This is a genomic window from Rhodovulum strictum, assembly GCF_009649175.1.
Lineage (GTDB): Bacteria > Pseudomonadota > Alphaproteobacteria > Rhodobacterales > Rhodobacteraceae > Rhodovulum > Rhodovulum strictum.
Map to the genome: position 1 here is coordinate 67,624 of NZ_WJPO01000007.1, position 15,340 is coordinate 82,963.

Sequence of the window (15,340 nt, forward strand, 5' to 3'; positions counted from 1 at the left end):
CGCGCCCCTCAGAGCGCGCCGTCGGCGGCAAGCTGCATGTAGGTCGCGTCGAAGCGGAATTTCACATTCGCCGGATCGCCCATCACCGCGCCGCCGGGCAGTTCGATCCCGATCACGTCGGCCGAAGGCGCCCCCGCCCCCAGCAGGCCCTTGTCGAACAGGAAGGTGCGGATGTGGTCCATCGTGGTGCCCAGATCGGGCGAGAGGGTAAAGGCCACCGCCTCGGCCGGATCGGCAAAGAGCCGGGTCGCGGCAAGCTGCGCCTCGTATCCCGCCTGATCGGTGCCCGAGGCCGCGCCCATCGCCGCGCGCGCCGCCGCGCCCTCGGGCGTGTCGGCCACCATCAGCGCGGCGGTTTCGTACCAGATGCCCGCCAGCGCCTTGCCGAAATCGGGATTGTCGGCCAGCACCGCGGTATTGGCCACCATCAGGTCGATGATCTCGCCGGGAATGTCGCTGCTGTCGAAGACCAGGTTCGCGCCCGGCATCGCCGCGATTTCCGAGACGATGGGGTTCCATGTCACCATCGCGGTCACGTCGCGGGTCTGAAAGGCGGCGGCCATGTCGGGATCGGCGGTGTTGATCACCCTGACGTCGCGTTCGCTGAGCCCTACGCTGTCGAGCGCGCGGGCCAGCAGGTAATGCGAGACCGAGAATTCCACCAGATTGACATTGCGCCCGGCGATCTCGGCCAGGCTGGTGCTGTCCTTCAGGATCACCGCGTCGTTTCCGGCCGAGAAATCGCCGACGATGACCGCGGTGGTATCCACGCCGCCCGCCGCCGGGATCGACAGCCCGTCCATGTTGGTCAGCGTGACCGCGTCATAGGCCCCGGCGGTGTACTGGTTGATCGATTCGATATAGTCGTTGAACTGCGTCACCTCGATGGCGATGCCGTATTTCTCGGCCCATCTGTCGACGATGCCGGTATCGGCGGCATAGCCCCAGGGCATCCAGCCGACATAGATCGACCAGCCGACCTTGAACCGGCTCTTGGGTTCGGCGGCGAGCGGCGTTGCCGCCAGTGCGCCAAGTGCGACGAGAGAGACAAGAACCGACGGGATGCGCAGCGACATGGGCTTTCCTTTCCTGACGAATGGGGGAAAGACGACCATCGCGCCGCCAATCCCTTGGCTCTACGAGGTCTCCCGGGCTTTTGTCCCGCCGTGCTCCGGCGGGGATGTCTCTCCCGCCGGCGGCAGCTCTCGGACCAGTCACCCCTGGAAAGGCCGGAACCCTAGCCGCCATACTCACCCCCATTGGTCCCCAAGGGCGCGGCGGGCGGGAAGCCCTGGCGGCGGGTATTTCGGGCGGGGCTGGCGGATATGCCCGGAATTTGGGCGATCTTTTTGCCCTATGGCGCGGGTGCGGGCGGTTTATTGACCGTCCCGCCGACTCGCGGGCAGGGTTTGTCGCGTGCGGCGGGGGTCCATCGCCAGCACGCGCATGAGGATCACGGGGCAGGGCCCGCCGCCCCGGCCTGAGCGGTGGCGCGCCGTCAGGCGGCGCGCACCTTGCCGATGAAGCCCTCGACCTCGTGGCGCAGGGACTCGGCCAGACGCGACAGCCCGTCGGCGGCGCGCTGCAATTCGGTGGCCGACGAGCCGGTGCCATCGGCCGCGACCGAGACGGCCTCGATATTGGCGGTCACTTCAGAGGTGCCGCGGGCAGCCTCCTGGACGTTGCGGGCGATGTCCTGGGTGGCGGCACCCTGCTGTTCGACCGCGGCGGCGATGGATGCGGCGATCCGGTCGAGTTCGTGGATCGTGGCACCGATCTCGCCGATGGCCGTGACGGTGTCGCCGGTGACCGCCTGCATCGCGGCAACCTGCCGGCCGATGTCCTGGGTGGCCTTGGCGGTCTGGCTGGCAAGGTTCTTGACCTCGGCGGCGACGACGGCAAAGCCCTTGCCGGCCTCGCCCGCGCGGGCGGCCTCGACGCTGGCATTGATGGCCAGAAGGTTGGTCTGGCTGGCGATCTCGCTGATCAGCTCGACGACCTCGCCGATATGGTGGCTGGCCTCGGAAAGTTCGGCGACCTTCTGGCTGGTCTGGCTGGCCTTGGCGACGGCGCCCTGCGCGGTCTGTGCCGAGGTCTGGACCTGCTGCGCGATCTCGCGGATCGAGGCGGTCAGCCCCTCGGTCGCCCGGGCCACGGTCTGCACGTTGCCCGAGGCCTCGGTGGCGGCGGTGGCGACGGCGGCGGCGCGCAGCGAGGTATCGGACGCGGTCTGGTCGAGCGTGTCGGAGGAAAACTTCATCTCGGCGGCGGAACCGGCAACGGTTGTCACCACGCCCTGGACGCTGGCCTCGAACTCATCGGCAAGCCGTTGCATCGCCAGCCGTTTTTCCTGTTCGGCGCGCAGGCGTGCCTGTTCGGCCTCGCCTTCCAGGTGCTGGGCGCGCAGGGCGTTGTTCTTGAAGACCTGAACGGTCCGGGTGATGTCGCCAACCTCGTCCCTCGTGGCGTTCTCGGGCACCTCGGTCTGCAACTGCCCGTCCGCCAGCCGCAGCATGACGCCGGTCAGGGCGCGCAGGCGGCTGACCGAGGCGACGCACCACAGCGCGATGGCGATGCCGATCACGAAGGACACGGCACAGGCCGCCAGCATAAGCATCTGGAAACCGCTGGTGATGGTGGTGGCCGTTTCGGTCGCCACGCGGTTCTTGTCCTCCTGGATGTCGATGAAGCGGTTGATCGCCGCCAGCCAGTCGATGAACAGCGGCCGGGCGGTCTGCATCAGCAGGTCATGGGCGCGGTCCTCGTCGCTGCGGCGCAGGGCGATGATCTCGGCGACGACGGGCAGGGTCCGGGCCTCGATCGCGTTGATTTCGGACAGGATTTCACGCTCGCGGGGCAAGGTTTGCGCGTCCTCGCGCATCAGCGCGTCCAGCGGCCCGGCCGAATCGGCATAGTCGCGGGCCAGCCGGTCGATGGTCTCGACCGCCTGCGCCACGCGCGCGGGATCGTCGAACAGCACCACGTCGCGCAACTCGATGGCGCGGTCATGCACGCTGCCGCGGAAATTGATCGCATGGCGCTGCTTGACGCTGTTGACCTGATTGATCTCGACCAGCGCGGCATCGACCTGATTCACCTGCCGGATACCGACGGCGGTCACCACGGCGAACAACATAAGAACAAGGCCGAAGCCCCCGACAATGCGCGTCCTGAGCGACGTGTTCCGAATGGCTTTCAACATCTTTCACCCTCAAAAACCTGTCTGTGCGGTTGGGGCCGCGTATGTGACAAGTATGTAACAAGGGTGGTGATAGGATGAAAATCTTGCGACAGGATTAAGCACGGCCCCGCAGGACCGCGCAAAATCCGCGCGTTTCCGACTCAGTCGTCAGACAGGTCTTCGTGGCCCGGCGGTTTCGGGCGGCGGATCGGCGGGTCGGTCTGGGGCTTGCCGGACCACGGGACGGGGTATTCCAGCCAGCGCTGGATGAAGTTCCAGGACTGGTGATAGCCGTCATGGGGCAGCGTGCAGGCCGAGCAATCCTTGCGCGTCAGCCCGTTGCGGTCGGTATAGACCTCGTAGGGGCCGGGGCATTCATAGGCGATCAGCGGGCAGTAGCAGAACAGGCAGTTGAATTCGCGCTGCACGCCCTTGTGACAGGGCAGGAAGGGGCAACCGGCATTGGTGAAGCCCTTGTAGCCTTCGTTGGTGGTCGTGTCCTTGGGTTGCATGCGCATCCCCTCCTTGCGGGTCGGCCCTGGTCCGCCGCGCATCCCCCGCGCGTCCGGCCCCGGCATGGGCGCCCGCCGTCCCGGCCCGAGGGGCGGTCGCGGCTGGCCTGTGAGCCCGGGACGCGATGGGCGGAGGGGGTGCCGGTGCCGCTGGCCCGCACGCGCCTGCCGCCGGGCCCGCCGCCCGGGTTCGGTTCCGCTGTCCGGCAGGTCTCCTGGCTTGCGGGTCAGGGCCTTGGCGCCCGCCTTCCCGGCTGGCTGCCGGTGGCATTCGGGCGCGGGCTCGCCGCTTACAGTTGCGGGGGCAGCGCCGGGTTCGCACCGGCTTCCCTTTTCACTTCCTTGCGGAAGCACCGGACCGCCCCCGAGAGGTGCAGCCTGCCGGGCCGTCTGTCAAGCGCCCGCGCCTATTTCAGCCGCAGCGGCAGGCCCGCGACGACGAATTCGACCTCGTTGGCCATGGCGGCGACGCGCTGGTTCAGCCAGCCCTGCGCATCGCGGAACGCGCGCGCCAGCGCGTTTTCGGGCACGATCCCCATGCCGACCTCGTTCGAGACCAGCACCACGGGGCTGTTCTGGCGGGCCAGGGCGGCGATCAGCAGATCGGCCTCGGGCGACCAGTCGCGATCGGCAAACATCAGGTTCGCCAGCCACAGCGTCAGGCAATCGACCAGCCGCGGGCCGCGCCCGTCCGTGCGATCGAGCGCACCGGCCAGATCGAACGGTTCCTCCAGCGTCAGCCAGCCCGGGCCGCGGCGGGCGATGTGATGGGCGATGCGGGCGCGCATCTCGTCATCCTCGGGGCGGGCGGTGGCGATATAGACCCGTTCGCCGGGCAGCGCGGCCACGCGCGCCTCTGCATGGCTGCTCTTGCCCGAGCGGGCACCGCCGGTCACAAGGATCACATGGCCCATCGCGTTTCTCCCTGCCGGTCCCGAGGGCCGTTGCATAGCCCGGGCCGGAATGCCATTCAATGCCCCGTCCCGCCGCCCGGAGCACCGATGCCCCCCTGCCCTGCCCCCGCCCCCCAGACCCCGCAAGGCGCCTGTGTCGCGGGCCATTTCGGCGAGCTGTTGCAGGGTCGGCTGGGGCCGGGCGGGCCGCTGGCGCTGATCACCCTGCCCTGCCCGGTGCTGGGCGTGCGCGCATCATGGCGGCCGGGCGGCGGTTTCGGGCTGTGGCAGGGCGCGCGGCCGGTGCTGTCGCGCGGACAGGTGGCGCGGCTGTGGCAGGCGGTGCGCGGCGAGGCTCCGCGCGGGCGGCTGCGGCTTGTGGCGGGGATGCCGCCCGGCGGGGGCGCGGGCGCTTCGACCGCGGCGCTGCTGGCCGTGCTGCGCTGCGCGGCCGGGGGGGCGATGGCGCCGGGCGACGAGGCGGCGCTGTGCCTTGCGCTGGAGGGGGCGAGCGATCCGCTGATGGCACCCCGGCCCGAGCGGGTGCTCTGGGCGCCGCGTGCCGGGCAGGTGCTGGCCGCGCTGCCGCCCCTGCCCGCGCTGGAGGTGGTGGGCGGGTTCGCCGGGCCGGGGCGGCGCACCGATCCGGCCGATCTGGGCTTTGCCGACATTTCCGATCTGCTGGCGGACTGGGTCCGGGCGCCGGGCCGCGGCAGGCTGGCCGCGCTGGCCAGCGAAAGCGCGCGGCGCAACCACGCGCTGCGCGGCGGGCCGGATCCGGCGCCGGTGCTGGCGCTGGGGCGCGATCTGGGGGCGATGGGCGTGGTGGCGGCGCATACCGGCACGGCGCTGGGGCTGATCTTTGCGCCGGGGCAGGTGCCCGCGGGTGCGGCGGCGGCGCTGCGCGGTCTGGGACTGGCGCAGGTGGTCCGGTTCCGCGCGGGGGGCCGGGCATGAGCGGGGCGCGCGATCACGGCGGCAATCTGGCCGAGGCCATGGCCCGGTTCGGCGGCCCGCCCGAGCGCTGGATCGACCTGTCGACCGGGATCAACCGCGTGCCCTATCCCTTTGCCCCGCCCTCGGACGCGGCATGGCGCGCGCTGCCCGGCAGCGGGCCGGGGGCGCGGCTGATCGCGGCGGCGCAGGCGGGTTTCGCCACAGGCTGGCCGGTTCTGCCGCTGGCCGGGGCGCAGGCGGCGATCCAGCTTCTGCCCGCGCTGGCGCCTGCGGGGCCGGTGCGGATCGTGACGCCCACCTATAACGAATATGCCGGGGTGCTGGCCGCGGCCGGGCGCGCGGTCGAGCCGGTGGCCGAACCGGCGGCGCTGGCCGGGGCGGGGCTGGGGATCGTGGTCAACCCCAACAATCCCGACGGGCGGCGCGTGACGCCGGCGGCGCTGCGCGCGCTGGCCGGGCAGGTGGGGCTTCTGGTGGTGGACGAAAGTTTTGCCGACCCCCATGCCCACCTGTCGCTGCTGCCCGGCCCCTGCCCCGGCAACGTGATCGTGCTGCGCTCGTTCGGCAAGTTCTATGGGCTGGCCGGGCTGCGGCTGGGCTTTGCCCTGGGCGCCGAACCGCATCTGGCGCGGCTGGCGGCGCTGGCCGGGCCCTGGGCGGTGTCGGGCCCCGCGCTGGAGATCGGCGCGGCGGCGCTGGCCGATGCGGACTGGCGCGCGGCCAGCATCGCCCGGCTGGAGGCCGAGACCCGGCAGGCCGACGCGCTGGCCGCGCAGGCGGGCTGGGGCCGTGCGGGCGGCACGGCGCTGTTCAGGCTTTACGACACGCCCGATGCGGGGGCGGCGCAGGCAAGGCTGGCGCGCGCGCATATCTGGTCGCGCATCTTTCCATGGTCGGGGCGCTGGCTGCGGCTGGGCCTGCCGGGCAGCCCGGCTGAATGGGACAGGCTGGCGGCGGCGTTGCGCTGAGGGCCCCCGGGCGAGTGCCTAAAAAGCCGCAGGCTTGGCGCTTGATGCCGGGGCGCGGAATGGGATTTCCTCGGGTCAGACATGGCAGGCCCCTGCCGGAGAGAGCGATGGGCAGAACCGGCGCGATCCAGTTGCTTCGGCGCGGCCTTGCCGCTGGTCTGGTCATTGCGGGCGCCTGCGCGCTTGGGGCGGTGCCCCTGGTGCTGGCGCTGGCGGGGCTGCTGGGCGGGCTGTGCGTCTATCTGTTCTGGCCCTGGCAACCGCCGCGGGGCGATATTCACCGCATGGCACGGGGCGCGGCGGTTGCCGGTCCCGACCTGCTGGGGCTGGCGCTGGCGGCGTTCTTCGTGGCGCTGCCGGTCTGGCTGGGCCGGGCCGAGGACGGCGGGCTGCATGTCTCGGCCTGGCTGGTGTGGCCGATGGCGGCGGGGGGGGCGGCGCTGATGGCGATCGGCTGGCGCAATGGCTGTTACGGCCTGCGCATCCTGCCCGACGGGTTCGAGTTTCACGGCCCCCGCGGCATCCGCATCGTGCCGCGCGCCGCCGTGCTGGCGCAGCGGCCATGGCGGCGCGGGCTGCCGGGCTGGATGCGCGCGCTGGCCCCGATCCTGCCGCCCACCGCCGCCGGGGCGATCCTGCTGGCGCGTGACAGCACGGGCCTTACGCTGGAGCTTGACGGCGGCGCGCGGCTGAACGTGCCCGCCGAGGGGTTCGAACCGGGGCTCAGGGCGCTGCAACGGGCGCTGCGGCAGGGCGTGGTGCTGCTGGCGCTGTGCGGCGTGCTGGCGGGGCCGGGCATCGCGCAGGCCGAGGGGTGGCAGCCGCATCCGCTGGGCGAGGCGGCGCTGGCGCTGCCGGGCGGCTGGCAGGTGACGGGCGGGACGCGCGATCACGGGGTGGACCTTGCCGGGCAGGGGGGCGAGGTGCTGATGGCCTTCTGGTGGTTCCCGGACGAGCCGCTGGCGCCCGGGGATGACACGCTTCTGTTCGAGATGCGCAGCTTTCCCGCCGGGCCTGCGCTGGTGCAGATGCACCGGATCGGGCCGCTGGCCAGCGCCAGCGTCGTCTTTGAACATGCCAATGCCGAGGGCGAGCGGCTGATCCTGCTGATGGAGGGCGAGGGGCACGACCCCGCCGCGCTGCTGGCCCGCCTGACCGAGGTGGCCGAGAGGGTGCGCTTTGCCGGTCAGGTGCCCGCGGCCGGATCGGCGCCGGGGCTGGTTGCGAACCATGCCGACCCCGCCAGCGGGCTTGCGCTGCATCAGCCCGAGGGCTGGTCGCGCTATGCCGCCGATCTGCCGGGGCTGCGGCTGATCGCGCTGATGCCGCAGGGCGCGGATGCGCTGGTGCAGGTGGCGCTGGCCAGTCCGCAGGGCGGGCGCGATGCCGCGCAGGTGCTGGCCGAGTACGAGACGGTGCTGCTGCGCGAGGCGGTGATCCCCCGCCAGATCGAGGCCGAGCGCGACGAACCCCTTGCCGGGCTGCCCGGCCGCAGCACGGTGATCGCCGCGCGGCTTTACGCCATCGGCGGGCTGAGCCTGCCCTATGACCGGGGGCTGGCCACGCTGTCGCGGGCGGGCGATGCGGATCGCGCGGTGCTGGTGCTTGCGGTCCACCATCCCGAGGCCGGGGCGCATCTGCTGGCGCTGCTCGACGCGATCCGGCGCAGCGTGACGCTGGACCCGGCCGCTGCCCCGCCGCTGCCGGACCCCGCCGCCATCGCCACCGCGCCCGCCAGCCCGGCCGCGGCCCTGGACTGGGCGGCGGCGCTGGCACTGGCCGAGGGGGCGATCGGCGCGGGCGCCTGTGGCGGGGTTGCGCCGGGCGATCTGCCCGCGACGGCCGCGCTTGGCGCGCTTGGGCTGGCGGTCGCGGAGGCGGCGCGCTGCGGGCCGGTTGCGGTGCTGGGGGTCGGCCTGCCGGTCGATCCGCGCGGCGGCACCGGCGGGCTTCTGGGCCTTGCCGCGCAGCGCGCGATGGCGGCGACGGGCGGGCGGCTTGCGCTGCTCGATCCGGCGCGCCGGGCGGTGGTGATGATCGAGCCGGGCGGCGGCGCGGTGTCGGTGCGGGTGCTGGATCTGGGGGCGGCGCAACCGGCTGTGCCGCAACCCGCCCCCGAATCCGCCCCGGACCCCGCCCCCCCCGCCACGCACGATTTCAGGGGCCTGCCCTCGGAGGACTGGCTGCCCTTGCAGCAGCGCGGCGGCAGGTTCGACGACTGGGCCCGCCACGAGGGCGGCGCGCTGGTGGTGGATCTGCCCGCGGGGTCGAACCTGCGAACGACGGGCCTGCGCTCGGCCGGGCCGGTGCTGAGCCTGCCGCGCCCCGGCGACCCGGAGGCGGTGCGCATCGCGCTGGGGCTTGATCCGGCCACCAGCCATTTCGTCCTGACCCTCGTGCCCCCCGACAAGCCCGAGGGCGACACATGGTCCGATCACCTGATCTGGCTGGCCTTGCAGGAAACCGATGCCGGGGCAACGGAACTGGCGCTGGCCGTGGAAAAGAATGTGCAGGCCCGCATCCCCCGCCCCGACGACGCCGATCTTGCCGCGCTGGCGCTGCTGGTCCGGCCCGACCGTGTGGTGCAGGTCACCGGCGCGGAGGGGCGCATCCTGATGGAGGGGCGCCGCCCGGTCGAAAGCCTGCCCGGCCCCGCGCATGTGCAGATCGCCGCCCAGACCCGGCTGGGCGGTGCCGGGAACCTGACGCTGCGCCATCTGCGGCTGGAAAATGCCGCGCATGTGCCGATGGGCATGCCCTGGCTGCCGCTGGGCGATGCGCCCGACCGGGTGGTGCTGTTCGACGCCGCGCGCGGGATCGGGCCGCATCTGGAACCCTCGGACAGCGCGCGGCTGCCGCTTGCGGCCAACATGACGCGCCAGCCCGACAGCCTGGAAATCGCCGTGCCCGAGGGGCAGGGCAATTCCCTTCTGGGTCTTTTCTCGCCCGAGGTGCTGCTTTGGACCGACGGGCTGGCCAGCGGCGCCGAACTGCGGCTTGAGATCGCGCTTGACCCGGCCGCGACCGACCGGCTGCGCGTCGTGCTGTCGGGCGAACGCACGCAGGCGGGCAGCGATCCGGGCCGGCCGCGCCATGTGCTGGACTGGCGGCGCGATGGCGAGGGCACCAGCCGGGTGGGCCGGGCGCTGGACAGCGCCGATCCCGTTGCCGATGCCGTGCCCGCGCCGATCCCCGAAACGCTGGCGCTGGTGCTGCGCGAGGGCGCGATCCGGGTCGAGGCCGCGGGCGTCGATCCCGCGCCGCTGGACTGGCCGCTTCTGGCCGAGGGGCAGGGGCTGCGCCTTGCGGTGCTGACCGGCGGCCTTGCCCCGGCCGAGGCGTCGCGGATGAGCCTGCGCCGCATCACCCTGTCGCGCGATCCGGGCGATGGGCCGGTCTGGCCCGACCCCGACCCGGACACCCGCCTTGCCCCGCTTTTCCCGGCCGACGGGGCGATGGGCTGGACCCCCTTCGACCTGAATGGCGCGCCGTTCGAGGATCATGCGCAGATCGCCCCCGATGGCACGCTGCGCGTGGACAAGCCCGCCGGCCACGAATGGCCGCGCGCCGGGGTGGTGTCGCAGGCGCCGCTGGCGGTTCTGGACGACCGGCTGGAGCGCACCGCCTATCGGCTGGAACTGACGGTCGATCCCGCCATGACCGACGGGGTGGAACTGCTGCTGTCGCGCGAGCCCGATGCCAACATGGCCCGCAATGCCGAGATGCAGTTGCGCCTTGTGCGGCTGGGCGCGGGGCTGCATGCGGGCGATTGGGAAATGACGCTGTCGCGCGGGGTATGGAACACCGCGACCCGGCTGCTGCCTGCGGCGGCGCTGGCGGGCTGGGACGGCACGATCCGGATCGACCTGACCCCCGGAACGGTCAGCGCGGCGCTGCCGGGCATCGTGCGGCTGCGCGGCACCGGCTTTCCCGCCAACGCGCGCGGCGCCGCGCTTTACGGCGCGGTGCAATCGGCCGCTTTCCGGCCCCGCTTTCCGGCCCGGCTGGCCCTGACCGGGCTTTCGGCGGGCTGGGTCGTGCCGCCCGAGGCCAGCCCGATCGAGCGCGAGATGCTCAAGGACACGGACGAGTTCGACCCGATGCGCTTTCTTGGCCTTGTCGAGGACAGGGCGAGTGGAGACACCAGATGACCCCATCCCCGCCCCCCCGCCTGCGCCTTGCGCTTTGCGCCGCGCTTGTCGCCCTTGGTGCCGCCCCGGCCCTGGCCGATCGGGTGGTGGACGGCCCGTTGCGGCCCAAGGTCGAGGATCTGTCCGCCTATCGGGACCACACCCGCGCCGCGCTTGGCCGGATGAACGCGGCCCAGCCCGATCCCTGCATCGCCAACGTGGCCGGGGCGCTGTTTCTGGACGCGCATCTGGCCGATACCGGGTTGATCGAGGCATTGAGGGGGCTGGATCGCCCGGAGGTCGCCGTGGCGCGCATCGTGTGGAACTTTGCCATGCCCGACGAGCCGGGGGTGCTGGGGTCGCTTGCCACCGTGCTGGGCTATGGCAAGATCGGCAAGGCGCTTGACCTGGTCAGCAAGGGCGCGAACACGATCAAGGGGTTCGACATCCTGATGGAGCACACCATCGGCTCGGTCGAACAGCGCCAGGCGATCTGGACCAACGAGATCGTGCGCCAGAGCATCGACAACAAATGGGACGCCACGCTGATCGCCGACCGCTCGCGCCAACTGGCCGACAGCAGCCAGACCACGGTCGAGGAAATCAGAACCCTCAGCGACCGGACCGAGGCCGAGATCCTCGACCTTGAACGAAAGCACGAGGCCGAGATCGCGCGCATCGACGCCCGCCGGAGCGAGCGGATCGAGGCGTTGATCCAGAAACATTATTCCCTGACCGACACGAACCCGCAGCGCGCCATGTTGCAGGCCCGGCTCAAGGCCGAAAGCGATCCGGCGATGAGCACGATTGCCAACGAGCATACCGCCGCCACGCAGACCGCGCTGAACAACCGCTACGCCAAGCTGACCGAGATCAGCCAGGGCTATGAACGCCGCGTCGGCAAGCTGACCGAGGATCTGGCGCGCAACGCCACCCAGCACGAGGCGCTGGCGCGCTATGCCTGGCCCATCGCGCAGGGCGATTGCGCCGAAATCACCCGCGACGGCCCGGTGGCTGCGATCCCCCGGCTGCCGACCGGGCTGGAGGAGCCCTATGAACGCGACGCGGCCGATGCCGGGCGGCTGGCCGATGTGCTGAAGCTGCCGCATGACAAGCTGATGGTGACGCTGGGCGCGCTGGCGCTGGCGCCGTCCACCGATTTCCTGTCCTGCGTGTGCCGCGCCGCGGCCTATGGCCAGCCCCAGACCGCGCAATTCTATCATCCCGACACGATCGGCGAATACGACAAGCGCTATTCCTGCAATACCCCGGGCGAGCCCTGCGTGGTGTCGGGGTTCGGCTGCTGGCGCAACCCGCTGCCCGGCAATCCCGATTACTGGGAAGCCTGCGCCGACCGGATGCAGGGCGAGGCGGCGCAGCCCTTTACCGACTCGATCCTGTCGCGCATGAAAGCCCGGCGTACCCGGCTTGAGGAGGCCCCGCAATGACCCCGTTTCCCTTGCTGCGTGCGGCGCTGCTGGCGCTGGCGCTGGCCGGTCCGGCCGCCGCGCAACAGGTCATCACCGCCGCCGAGCCGCCCGCGGGCTGGCAGGCCGACATGGTGCAGGGCATCGGTTTCGCCCGGCCCGAGGGCTGGTCCGAGATGGAGCGGGATAACGACATGGTGACGCTGTTCGGCGGCGATCCGGCCACGCGCACCGGCCCGGCCTTCGGGATCACGCTGACGCCGCGGCCGATGCAGATGTTCCGCGGCAGCGACATGACCGATCTGGGCCGCGTGGTCTTTGACAGCGGGCTGGAATTCACCCGCCACAGCGCCCGCGAGACGCCCGAGGCCGGGATGGTGATCGAGGGCGAGTTCCTGATCTCGGCCGAGCCGATGCCCGATGGCAACCACATCGTCATCCTGATGAGCGGGTTCAACACCGCGCTGGCGGCGCATCGCGAGGTGTTTGACACGGCCCTTGCCGCGCTGCGCCTGCCCGGGCCGGGACAGGCGGCGCAGCGCCCGGCGCTGGGGGGGGCGTTCGGGGTGATCCTGCCGCCGGGCTGGGAGATCAGCGAACATGACGGCACCGCGCGGCTGCACCGGAAGGGGCTGATGGGCGAGGTCCGGCTGATGCGCCACCCCCCGCGCGCGCCGGGCGACCATCGCAGCGGCTGGCCGGTGATCGGCGCCGAAACGCGGGGCCAGCCGGTGCTGTTTCTGGAGCAGGACGCCATCCTTTATGAACGCGAGGCGAAATCGCGGCTTTACGATGATGGGCGCGACAGCCTTGAAAAGGCGCGGTTCTTCGTGTTCGAGACCTGCCTTGAGGGCGGCGATACCGTCTCGGTCGAGGTGGCGGGGATGCCCGATTTCCACGCCGATCCGTCGCTTGTCCGCCTGCTTGACGGCATTGCCCTGACCGCCGGTGCGGTCCCCTGCCCCGCCAGCGACATGCCCGAGGGCGCATCGCTGGGCACGCCGCGCAACCAGCGCGCGGTCGAAAGCCATTACACGATCTGGATCGAGCCCCGGGCGCCCGGCGACTTGTCGACCCCGCAAAGCTTTGGCCCGGCCGAGTTCGCCATTCCCGTCGGCTGGGAGGCGCTGCCCGACAGCGCCGAGTGGTCGCACTGGATGTCCAGCCGGGGCGAATACGAACTGGCCATGCGGCTGCATCCCGACCCGGTCGGCCCGGCGGCGCGGCGCGGCGAATTGCGGCTGGCCGATGGCACCCGGTTCTACCGCCTGCCGGTCAGCGATGGCACGCTGCTGGCCTCGGTCGCGCCGGTCGGTCCCGGCGGCTATCTGCTGATCGAGGCCAAGGGCGGCGGCATCGACGGCCCGGGCTTCGAGACCGTTCTGGGAACCATGGTGCTGCGCGCTGCCGAAGCCGTCCCCGCCCCCGATGGCCCGGCCGCGCTGCTGGACGGCATGGTGCGCGTCACCCCGCCCGAGGGTTTCACGCTGCTGACGCAGGACGATGCCGTGACGCTGATGGCCGAGGACGGGCGCGGTTTCCTGACGCTGGCACGCGGGCCCGCGGTGATGCCGCCGCACGGGATCCTGGCGCAGATGCCCGCGGGGCGGCTGGGATCCTGGGGCGGCGGGGCCCATTACAAGGAATGGACGGAATATGGCTGGCCCGGCACGCTGCCCGAATTCATGGATGGCGGCCAGATGGTCACCGGCTGGCATTTCGTGCGCATCGCCCGCGAATGCCTGCCCGGCGGCGTGCCGGTGGTCTTTGCCTGGGGCGGGGTCTCGCGCTTCACCGGCGGCGACAGCCTGGACCGGGCGCGCAATGCCTTTGACATCGTCTGGCCCGATGGCATGACCCCCTGCGCCCCCGACGATATCGTGGCCGCGGCGCTCGCCGCGAATGCCGGGGCGGGCACCGATGCGCCGCCGCAGGAGGCCCCCGCGCCTGTGCCTGCACCCGCCCCGGAACCCGTGGCAGAACCGGTGCCAGTGCCCGAACCGGAACCCGTGGCAGAACCCGAACCAGTGCCCGAACCCGAACCGGCCCCCGTCGCGGCACCTGCGCCCGTCATGGTGCCGCCGCCGCCGCCCCCGCCCGCCATCGCCGCGCCGCAGGCAGACCCGGATCTGTTTCAGGATATCGGCGGCGGCTATGCGCGCTATGTCAACAGCCGCTTCGGCACCGCGATCGCCTATCCCGCCAGCTATTTCCAGCCCGAGCCCCCGCCCGGCAATGGCGACGGGCGGCGCTTTGCCTCGGCCGATGGCAGCGCGCAGTTCCTGGTCTTTGCCCAGTTCAACGTCATGGGCCAGACGCTGGGCGGGCTGATGCAGTCGGATGAGGACGCCCTGGGCCGCGAGCGGATCAGCTACCGCGCCACGGGCGAGGGCTGGTATGTGCTGTCAGGACTGACCGGAGAGCGCATCTTCTACCGCAAGATCCTGCTGACCGCGGATGACGTGATCCATGTGTTCGAGATCGTCTATCCCGCGCAGTTGAAGGCGGAATTCGATGCGGTCGTCAGCTACATGGCCAAGGGGTTCGGCCCGGCGGGCTAGCGCGGGGGCCGGTCCCGGGGGCGGCCGCGCCGCCCCGCCGGTCAGGTGCGGGGCTCAGTCCCGGGCGCGCTCGACATAGGTGTTGTCGGCGGTGTTGATGACGATGCGCGTGCCCACGTCGATATGCGGCGGCACCATCACCCGCACGCCGATATTCGTCATCGCGGGCTTGTAGCTGGAGGATGCGGTCTGGCCCTTGACCACCGGCTCGGTCTCGGCGACCTCGACGGTCATCTTCTGCGGCAGTTCGATCGCGATCGGGTTGCCCTCGAAGGTCTGAAGGAAGACCCGCATCCCCGGCGACAGGTAGGGCGCGGCATCGCCGATCATGTCGGGATTGGCCACGACCTGATCGTAGGTTTCGGGATTCATGAAATGGAACCCCTCGCCATCGTCATACAGGAAATCGTATTCGCGTTCGTCGACATTGGCCTTTTCCACCTGTTCGGTGGTCTTCCAGCGCTCGGTCACCTTCACCCCGTCGGAAATGCGGCGCATGTCGACCGAGGTGGTCGGCGTGCCCTTGCCGGGGTGGAAGTTTTCGGCCTTGAGCACGACGTAAAGCCGGCCGTCGACTTCGACGACATTGCCCTTGCGGAGCGAGGAGGCGATGACTTTCAAGGGTGTCTTCCTTGTGAAGGGGCGCAGCGCGCGCTAAGCGCCGGATTGGACACGGCCCTAGCCGAACTTGGCGCGGATTTCCAGACGAAA

The 15,340-nt window shown here is 71.4% G+C and carries 10 protein-coding genes and 2 riboswitches; of the genes, 5 read left to right on the forward strand and 5 right to left on the reverse strand.

The window, feature by feature from the left end:
* Positions 1–8 precede the first annotated feature (8 nt).
* The 4 genes from GH815_RS06640 to cobU form a co-directional block, all read right to left on the reverse strand.
* Positions 9–1,076 carry a putative urea ABC transporter substrate-binding protein gene (locus GH815_RS06640; RefSeq protein WP_211365049.1) on the reverse strand — a complete coding sequence of 356 codons (1,068 nt, stop codon included), beginning with the start codon at positions 1,074–1,076 and terminating at the stop codon, positions 9–11.
* 67 nt (positions 1,077–1,143) lie between these two features.
* Positions 1,144–1,252: riboswitch (guanidine-I (ykkC/yxkD leader) on the reverse strand.
* A gap of 246 nt (positions 1,253–1,498) precedes the next feature.
* Positions 1,499–3,202 carry a methyl-accepting chemotaxis protein gene (locus GH815_RS06645; RefSeq protein ID WP_211365050.1) on the reverse strand — a complete coding sequence of 568 codons (1,704 nt, stop codon included), beginning with the start codon at positions 3,200–3,202 and terminating at the stop codon, positions 1,499–1,501.
* 140 nt (positions 3,203–3,342) lie between these two features.
* The gene (locus GH815_RS06650; protein ID WP_153747976.1) at positions 3,343–3,693 is read right to left on the reverse strand and encodes a cysteine-rich small domain-containing protein; all 351 of its coding nucleotides are present in this window, start codon (positions 3,691–3,693) and stop codon (positions 3,343–3,345) included.
* Between the two features lie 188 nt (positions 3,694–3,881).
* Positions 3,882–4,066, reverse strand: a riboswitch (cobalamin riboswitch).
* Positions 4,067–4,100: 34 nt separating this feature from the next.
* Complete coding sequence (cobU, locus tag GH815_RS06655; RefSeq protein WP_153747977.1) at positions 4,101–4,607, reverse strand: bifunctional adenosylcobinamide kinase/adenosylcobinamide-phosphate guanylyltransferase; 507 nt, start codon at positions 4,605–4,607, stop codon at positions 4,101–4,103.
* A gap of 87 nt (positions 4,608–4,694) precedes the next feature.
* Between cobU and GH815_RS06660 the strand changes: the two genes are divergently transcribed.
* From GH815_RS06660 to GH815_RS18995, 5 genes are all read left to right on the forward strand, one after another.
* The gene (locus tag GH815_RS06660; RefSeq protein WP_170290308.1) at positions 4,695–5,543 is read left to right on the forward strand and encodes a propanediol utilization protein; all 849 of its coding nucleotides are present in this window, start codon (positions 4,695–4,697) and stop codon (positions 5,541–5,543) included.
* Complete coding sequence (cobD, locus tag GH815_RS06665; protein WP_153747978.1) at positions 5,540–6,511, forward strand: threonine-phosphate decarboxylase CobD; 972 nt, start codon at positions 5,540–5,542, stop codon at positions 6,509–6,511. Before GH815_RS06660 ends, cobD begins: the two co-directional genes overlap by 4 nt.
* Before the next feature lie 107 nt (positions 6,512–6,618).
* On the forward strand, positions 6,619–10,662 hold the full coding sequence (locus GH815_RS06670) for a hypothetical protein (protein ID WP_153747979.1): 4,044 nt from the start codon (positions 6,619–6,621) through the stop codon (positions 10,660–10,662).
* Positions 10,659–12,089 carry a hypothetical protein gene (locus tag GH815_RS06675; RefSeq protein WP_153747980.1) on the forward strand — a complete coding sequence of 477 codons (1,431 nt, stop codon included), beginning with the start codon at positions 10,659–10,661 and terminating at the stop codon, positions 12,087–12,089. The genes GH815_RS06670 and GH815_RS06675 overlap by 4 nt, the downstream gene beginning before the upstream one ends.
* On the forward strand, positions 12,086–14,629 hold the full coding sequence (locus GH815_RS18995; RefSeq protein ID WP_211365051.1) for a hypothetical protein: 2,544 nt from the start codon (positions 12,086–12,088) through the stop codon (positions 14,627–14,629). The genes GH815_RS06675 and GH815_RS18995 overlap by 4 nt, the downstream gene beginning before the upstream one ends.
* A 54-nt stretch (positions 14,630–14,683) precedes the next feature.
* Here the strand turns inward: GH815_RS18995 and efp are convergent, their stop codons facing one another.
* Complete coding sequence (efp, locus tag GH815_RS06685; RefSeq protein WP_153747981.1) at positions 14,684–15,250, reverse strand: elongation factor P; 567 nt, start codon at positions 15,248–15,250, stop codon at positions 14,684–14,686.
* Positions 15,251–15,340: the final 90 nt, after the last annotated feature.

What these genes read in the sequence shown, in the direction of transcription:
- GH815_RS06640 (WP_211365049.1), bottom strand. Translation starts at nt 1,076, where the DNA reads ATGTCGCTGCGCATCCCGTCGGTTCTTGTCTCTCTCGTCGCACTTGGC.
- GH815_RS06645 (WP_211365050.1), bottom strand. Translation starts at nt 3,202, where the DNA reads ATGTTGAAAGCCATTCGGAACACGTCGCTCAGGACGCGCATTGTCGGG.
- GH815_RS06650 (WP_153747976.1), bottom strand. Translation starts at nt 3,693, where the DNA reads ATGCAACCCAAGGACACGACCACCAACGAAGGCTACAAGGGCTTCACC.
- cobU (WP_153747977.1), bottom strand. Translation starts at nt 4,607, where the DNA reads ATGGGCCATGTGATCCTTGTGACCGGCGGTGCCCGCTCGGGCAAGAGC.
- GH815_RS06660 (WP_170290308.1), top strand. Translation starts at nt 4,695, where the DNA reads ATGCCCCCCTGCCCTGCCCCCGCCCCCCAGACCCCGCAAGGCGCCTGT.
- cobD (WP_153747978.1), top strand. Translation starts at nt 5,540, where the DNA reads ATGAGCGGGGCGCGCGATCACGGCGGCAATCTGGCCGAGGCCATGGCC.
- GH815_RS06670 (WP_153747979.1), top strand. Translation starts at nt 6,619, where the DNA reads ATGGGCAGAACCGGCGCGATCCAGTTGCTTCGGCGCGGCCTTGCCGCT.
- GH815_RS06675 (WP_153747980.1), top strand. Translation starts at nt 10,659, where the DNA reads ATGACCCCATCCCCGCCCCCCCGCCTGCGCCTTGCGCTTTGCGCCGCG.
- GH815_RS18995 (WP_211365051.1), top strand. Translation starts at nt 12,086, where the DNA reads ATGACCCCGTTTCCCTTGCTGCGTGCGGCGCTGCTGGCGCTGGCGCTG.